At 71.8% G+C, this 6,249-nt stretch carries 6 protein-coding genes (1 of these 6 running past the window's edge); 1 reads left to right on the top strand and 5 read right to left on the bottom strand.

The window, feature by feature from the left end; all coding sequences use genetic code 11:
- Window positions 1-363 carry the 5' portion of a tyrosine--tRNA ligase gene (gene tyrS, locus ACN28C_RS17755; RefSeq protein WP_422768660.1) on the bottom strand. Its footprint begins 945 nt before the window's first position, so only the first 363 of its 1,308 coding nucleotides appear in the window; it begins with the start codon at window positions 361-363; its stop codon lies beyond the left edge, outside the window.
- A gap of 413 nt (window positions 364-776) precedes the next feature.
- On the opposite strand from tyrS, the gene ACN28C_RS17750 reads away from it, so the two are divergent.
- A complete protein-coding gene (locus tag ACN28C_RS17750; protein ID WP_422768659.1) occupies window positions 777-1,733 on the top strand; it encodes a sulfite exporter TauE/SafE family protein in 957 nt (318 codons plus the stop codon).
- Window positions 1,734-1,937: 204 nt separating this feature from the next.
- Here the strand turns inward: ACN28C_RS17750 and ACN28C_RS17745 are convergent, their stop codons facing one another.
- The 4 genes from ACN28C_RS17745 to ACN28C_RS17730 form a co-directional block, all read right to left on the bottom strand.
- Window positions 1,938-2,648, bottom strand: a complete 711-nt coding sequence (locus ACN28C_RS17745) for an FKBP-type peptidyl-prolyl cis-trans isomerase (protein ID WP_422768658.1) — start codon at window positions 2,646-2,648, stop codon at window positions 1,938-1,940.
- A 198-nt stretch (window positions 2,649-2,846) separates the two neighbouring features.
- A complete protein-coding gene (locus ACN28C_RS17740; RefSeq protein ID WP_422768657.1) occupies window positions 2,847-4,220 on the bottom strand; it encodes a GH1 family beta-glucosidase in 1,374 nt (457 codons plus the stop codon).
- A gap of 173 nt (window positions 4,221-4,393) precedes the next feature.
- The gene (locus ACN28C_RS17735) at window positions 4,394-5,233 is read right to left on the bottom strand and encodes a carbohydrate ABC transporter permease (RefSeq protein WP_422768656.1); all 840 of its coding nucleotides are present in this window, start codon (window positions 5,231-5,233) and stop codon (window positions 4,394-4,396) included.
- Window positions 5,226-6,218 (bottom strand): carbohydrate ABC transporter permease, encoded by a 993-nt coding sequence (locus ACN28C_RS17730; protein ID WP_422768655.1) that lies wholly within the window; start codon window positions 6,216-6,218, stop codon window positions 5,226-5,228. The genes ACN28C_RS17735 and ACN28C_RS17730 overlap by 8 nt, the downstream gene beginning before the upstream one ends.
- Between the last annotated feature and the right edge of the window lie 31 nt (window positions 6,219-6,249).

Raw genomic sequence — 6,249 nt, 5'->3', positions numbered from 1 at the left:
GAAGGGCGAAAGCTGCTCGCGGATCCGCTCGACCCAGCTCGCCACCACCTCCGGGCTGTTCAGCGTCCGCTCGCCCCGCTCGTTGGGATCGCCGATCAGGCCGGTCGCCCCGCCGACCAACAGCAGCGGCCGGTGCCCGGCGAGTTGCAGCCGGCGCGCGGTCAGCACCTGCAGCAGGTTACCGATATGCAGGCTCGGCGCGGTCGGGTCGAACCCGACATAGAAGATCACCGGACCGGAGCCGAAGTGCTCCCGCAACTCGGCGGGGTCGGTCGAGTCGAAGACAAGACCCCGCCACCGCAGGTCCTCGAGCGGAGATTCCCAGCCGGCGGACGTGGTGGAGGGAGGGCTGCTATCGGTCACGGTGCAGATTGTCCACCATGCCGGCCGCCGGGCCGTACCCCGGTTTGCCGCCTGTGGCCAACGCCCGGTCCAGCGACGAAGGGCGGGCTCATCCGTCGCCGGTAGCGGCCGGCGCGAGGAGGGCTCCGCCGGAGCGGGGCATCCTCCGGTCTGATCCGCCCGGCCCGAGTAGCCGCGGTGCTCCACCGGGCTGGGCCGCCAGCGTGCTGCCGGCCGGGGTTGACTCCTCGGCCGGTCCGGTCGACAATCCCTATGGGTTAGGTGGGGAATTAGTGCAGCGGAGCACCTCCCCACCGCCCCGTACCCCAGATACGCACCCGTCGTCGTATCGACTGTCGGCGCTGGTCCCGGCGGGAACGCCTCGATCACCAGCCCGGACAGCCTCCCTCGACCACCTCCGGGAAGGAACACCCGTGCGAAAACTCCTGCTTCTCGCCCTGGTCGGGCTCGGCGCCCAGCTCGTCGACGGCAGTCTCGGCATGGCCTACGGGGTAACCTCCACCACCCTGCTGCTGGCGATCGGCACCAACCCGGCGGCGGCGTCCGCCACCGTCCACCTGGCCGAGATCGGCACCACCCTCGCCTCCGGCGCCGCGCACTGGCGATTCGGCAACGTCGACTGGAAGGTCGTCACCAAGATCGGCATACCGGGTGCGATCGGCGCCTTCGCCGGGGCCACCTTCCTGTCCAGCCTCTCCACCGAGGTCGCCGCGCCGATCATGGCGCTGCTGCTGCTCACCCTGGGGATCTACATCCTGGTCCGGTTCACCGCCGCCGGCATCCCCCGCGACCGGCTCGGCCAGCCGCTGCGCAAGCGGTTCCTGGCCCCGCTCGGGCTCGTCGCCGGTTTCGTCGACTCGACCGGTGGCGGCGGGTGGGGACCGGTCGGCACCCCGGCGATCCTGGCCAGCGGCCGGATGGCACCCCGCAAGGTGATCGGCTCGATCGACACCAGCGAGTTCCTGGTCGCGGTGGCCGCGAGCCTCGGCTTCCTGGTCGGCCTCGGCAGCGAGAACGTCAACTTCGGTTGGGTCGTCGCGCTGCTGCTCGGCGGTGTGATCGCCGCGCCGGTCGCCGCATGGCTGGTCCGGCACATCCCGCCCCGGATCCTCGGCTCGGCGGTCGGCGGTGTGATCATCCTGACCAACGTCCGGACCCTGCTGCGCAGCGACTGGATCGACGCGCCGGACGGCGTCCGGTACTCCGTCTATGCGGTGATCTACCTGGTCTGGGCGCTCGCGCTGGCGTACTCGATCCGGCAGTATCGGGCACATCGTGACCAGGAGACCGTGGAGGCGGTCGACACCGCCCCGCGCACCGGCACCGAGTCCCACGCGGAGAGCGACTCCGCGCCCACGCCGGCCGCCTGAACCGGAAAGGCCGAGCCGGAAAGGCCGAGCCGGAAAGGCCGAGCCGGAAAGGCCGAGCCGGAGCGCACGACACGGCCGACTGTGCCGGAGACGGCCGTACCCGAGATGCACGGTGGCCGCGACCTCTCCCGGGTCGCGGCCGCCGTCGTTCGCGCCTCTCGCGCCTCTCGTGCCTCTCGTGCCTCTCGTGCCGGCCGGGACGGACTACTGCACCGCCAGGACGTCCACGACGAACCGGAGGGGGCCGCCCGGCTGGCCACCGGTCGGGTTGTCGCCGTAGGCGAGGTCGGACGGGATGTCGAGGCGTACCCGGCTGCCGGCCCTGACCCCCACCAGGCCCTGGTCCCACCCGGGGATGACGGCGCCGGTCCCGATCTCGGTCTGGAACGGCTGACCCCGGTTCCACGAGGCGTCGAACTCCTGGCCCGTTTCGTAGGAGACGCCGACGTAGTTGACCAGGATCTGCTGACCTGCCCGCACGGCCGGCCCGGTCCCCTCGATCAGCGGGGTGACCGTGAGCTTGGTCAGCTCGCCGCTGCCGGCCTCGACCGTCGGCCGCTGGGCCAGCCGGGGATCCAGGTCCGCCGGCGGCCGGGACGCCGCCGGACCCTCCGGCGCCACGGTCGGGGCCGGCCCGGCGGTCGGCACGTCCGCCGGGGTGGGCGAGGCGGTTGCCGCCGGAGCGGCCGACGAGGTCGGCTCCCCGTCCAGCACGTTCGGCAGTACGACGAGGGCGGCGACGCCGAGGCCGACCAGGACGACTCCGATGACGGCGCCGCTCACCCGCTGCCGGCGGGCCCGGGTCGCGGCGGCCTGCGCGGCGGCGGCTGCGGCGGCGGCCCGTCGCTCCTGCTTGCTGGGGCGCTGCGGGCTGGTCGGCCCCGGCTGCCCGGGGCTCTGGACCGGATCACTCATCTGATCGTGCACTCCTCGGTGGAAATGGAGTAGGCGGGACGCCGTCGGCCCGTCGAGGGCTCCGCACACCGTACCCGCGTCGATGCCGCCGGGTCGCGCACGGTCCCGGCCTCGGCGGCCCGGACGCCGCCGGGCGACGGGGCCGGGACGACCGCCCCGACCGAGGTGAACGGCCGGTGACGGCCCCGCGGCGGGCTCCTACCCCACCGGCGAGCTTTCCGGGCGTTCACCGAGCCGCTGGTGCTCCCGGATGATCTCGGCGTAGCGCAGCCCGCTCGCCTTCATCGTGCGCCGCTGCGTCGCGTAGTCGACGTGCACCAGGCCGAACCGCTTGTCGTAGCCGTACGCCCACTCGAAGTTGTCCAGCAGCGACCAGTAGAAGTAGCCCTCGACCGGCACGCCACGGGCGGCGGCCGCCACGCAGGCCTGGAGGTGCTCCTCCAGATACGCCGTCCGCTCCTTGTCCTCGATCCCGCCCTCGGCGGTGACCGTGTCGGGCCAGGCCGAACCACTCTCGGTCACCAGGATCCGGGGCGGGGCGTACCTCTCGGTGACCGAGACCAGCAGCTCCTCCAGGCCGGCCGGGTACGCCTCCCAGCCCATCGCGGTCTGCACCGAGCCCGGCACCGGGATCTGCCGGGCGTATGGCACCGGCCCCTCCGGGTCGTCGACGATCACCTGCCGGAAGTAGTAGTTCAGTCCGAGGAAGTCGGTGGGGGTGGCGATGCACTCCAGATCACCGGGGCGGACCGGCGGCTCGACGCCGTAGGTGGCGAGCATGTCGGCCGGGTAGCCGCGCCCGTAGAGCGGGTCCAGCCACCACCGGTTGACGTGCCCGTCGGCGCGTACCGCCGCGGCCACGTCCTCCGGCCGATCGCTGCCCGGCTCGCAGGGGCTCGGGTTGAGCACGATGCCGACCGAGGCCGGCAGGCTCGCGGCGGCGCGGACCGCCGTGACGCCGAGACCGTGTGCCAGCAGGGTGTGGTGGGCGGCGGCGACCGCCCGGGTCAGGTCCTGCTCACCGGGGGCCATCCGGCCCTCCAGGTGTCCGATCCAGGAGACGCAGAGCGGTTCGTTCACCGTCACCCAGTCGGTGACCCGGTCGCCGAGCGCCCCGGCCACCACCGAGGCGTAGTCGGCGAAGGCCTCGGCCGTGGAGCGCTCCGGCCAGCCGCCCCGGTCCTGCAACGCCTGCGGCAGGTCCCAGTGGTAGAGCGTGACCAGCGGCCGGATCCCGGCCGCCAGCAGCGCGTCGACCAGCCGGTCGTAGAAGGCCAGGCCGGCCGGGTTGACCGGGCCGAGCCCGTCCGGCATGACCCGGGGCCAGGCGACCGAGAACCGGTACGCCCCGACGCCGAGCCGGCGCATCAGGGCCAGGTCCTCCGGCCACCGGTGGTAGTGGTCGCACGCCTCGTCGCCGGTGTCGCCGTTGTCGACGTTACCGGGCACCCGGCTCCAGGTGTCCCAGATGGAGGGCTTGCGGCCGTCCACCCCCACGGCGCCCTCGATCTGGTACGCCGCCGTGGCGACGCCCCAGGTGAAGTTCGGCGGCAACTTGGCGAGATCCGGCACTGGTCGACTCTCCTCGGGTAGTTCAGAACCTGCTGACCGCGCTGGTCACAGCCCAATTGGACGGTGGCGCGACGGACGATGGCTCGACGGACGGCGGTCCGGGGGGCGGTGGCCCGACGGACCGGGTTCGGCGCGCGGGGCTCACGTGACCGCTCCGGCGGTCGCCCTGCGGCTCACTTGACCGCTCCGGCGGTCAGGCCGGCGACGAAGTAGCGCTGCAGGGCGAGGAAGCCGACCACCACCGGAATGCTCACCACCACCGAGGCGGCCATCGCCTGGTTCCAGTAGACGTTGTACTGGGTCGCGTACCCCTGGAGTCCCACGGCGAGGGTGCGGCTGTTCTCGTCGGTCATCACGGAGGCGAAGAGGACCTCCCCCCAGGCGGTCATGAAGGCGTACACGGTGACCGCGACAATGCCCGGCACCGCCGTCGGCAGGATGACCTGGAAGAGGGTGCGCAGCGGTCCGGCCCCGTCCACCTGTGCCGCCTCGTCGAGCCCGCGCGGGATCGAGTCGAAGTAGCCGACCAGCATCCAGATGGAGAAGGGCAGCGAGAAGGTGAGGTAGGTGATGGTCAGCCCGAGCCGGCTGGCGTAGAGCTCGATCCCGGTCAGGTTGCCGAGGTTGACGTAGATCAGGAAGAGCGGCAGCAGGAAGAGGATGCCGGGGAACATCTGCGTCGAGAGCACGGTGACCGAGAAGAGCTGCCGGCCCCGGAACCGGTACCGGCTGATCGCGAAGGCGGCGAAGATCGCGATCGCCACCGAGACCACGGCGGCGGCGCTCGCCACCAGCAGGCTGTTCACCAGGTAGCGGCCGAGCGGCACGGTCTGCCACATGTCCACGAAGGGCTGCGCGGTGATCCGGCTGGGCAGCCAGGTGAACTCGCCCTGCACGTCGCGCAGCGGCTTGAGCCCGGAGCTGAGCATCACGTAGAGCGGGGCGAGGACGAAGAGGGTCAGCAGGCTGAGCACGACGCGGCGGGCCCAGCGTTCGCCGGTTGACTCACGCATGCTCTCTCCTGCGGTTGGTGACGAGCAGGTACGCGGCGGTGACGACGAGCAGGAAGAGCAGCAGCGCCACCGACATCGCCGAGCCGAGGCCGAAGTTCCAGGTGACGAAGGAGCTCTGGTAGATGTGGATGGAGATCAGGTCGGCCTCGCGCGGTGCCGAGCCGCCGAAGAGCACGTACGGGGTGTTGAAGTCGTTGAAGGTCCAGAGGAAGAGGACCAGCAGCAGCACCTGGTTGACCGGCCGGAGCATCGGCAGGGTGACGTCGCGCAGCCGCCGCCAGAAGTTCGCCCCGTCGATCGCCGACGCCTCGTAGAGTTCCGGCGGCACGTTCTGCAGCCCGGCCATCAGGCAGAGGAAGGCGAAAGGCCAGGAGCGCCAGACCGAGACCACGAGCAGGGCGACGAAACTGTTGTCGCCGATCAGCCAGAAGGGCGGGTTGGCGCCGTCGATCAGGCCGAGCTGGTCGAGGGCGTGGTTCACCAGGCCGGTGTCCCGCTGGAACATGAAGGTCCAGGTGATCACGGCGGTGTAGACCGGCAGCGCGTACGGGGTCAGGAAGAGGGTCCGCAGCAGCGCCCGGCCCCGGAACGGCCGTTGCATGAAGACCGCCGCCGCCAGCCCGAGCATCCAGGAGAGCCCGACCGACAGCGTGGTGTAGAGCGCGGTCACCCAGAACGAGTGCAGCAGGTCGCGGCCGGTGGCGGAGTCGAAGTCGAAGGTGACCCGGTAGTTGTCCAGGCCGGCGAAGGGCGCCGTGGACCAGTCGCGGATGTGGAACTGGGTGAGCTCGAGCAGGCTCATCCAGACCCCGACGAGCATCGGGATCACGTGGATGCCGAGTTCGAGCAGGGCGGCGGGGACGAGCAGCAGGTAGGGCAGGTACGACCGGCGTGTCCTACGGCGCCCGCCCCGGCGCGCCGCGCCGCCCTCGGCCGGGCGCCCGGCGGGCCGTACGGGGCCGGGCGGCATGGTGGTGGTGGCCATCGGATCCTTTCAGGGTGGACCGTGGAGGGGG

It is taken from the genome of Plantactinospora sp. WMMC1484 (genome assembly GCF_049315195.1).
In the GTDB taxonomy this organism is placed as follows: Bacteria; Actinomycetota; Actinomycetes; order Mycobacteriales; family Micromonosporaceae; genus Plantactinospora.
This window is presented reverse-complemented; position numbering and strand designations above follow the sequence as displayed.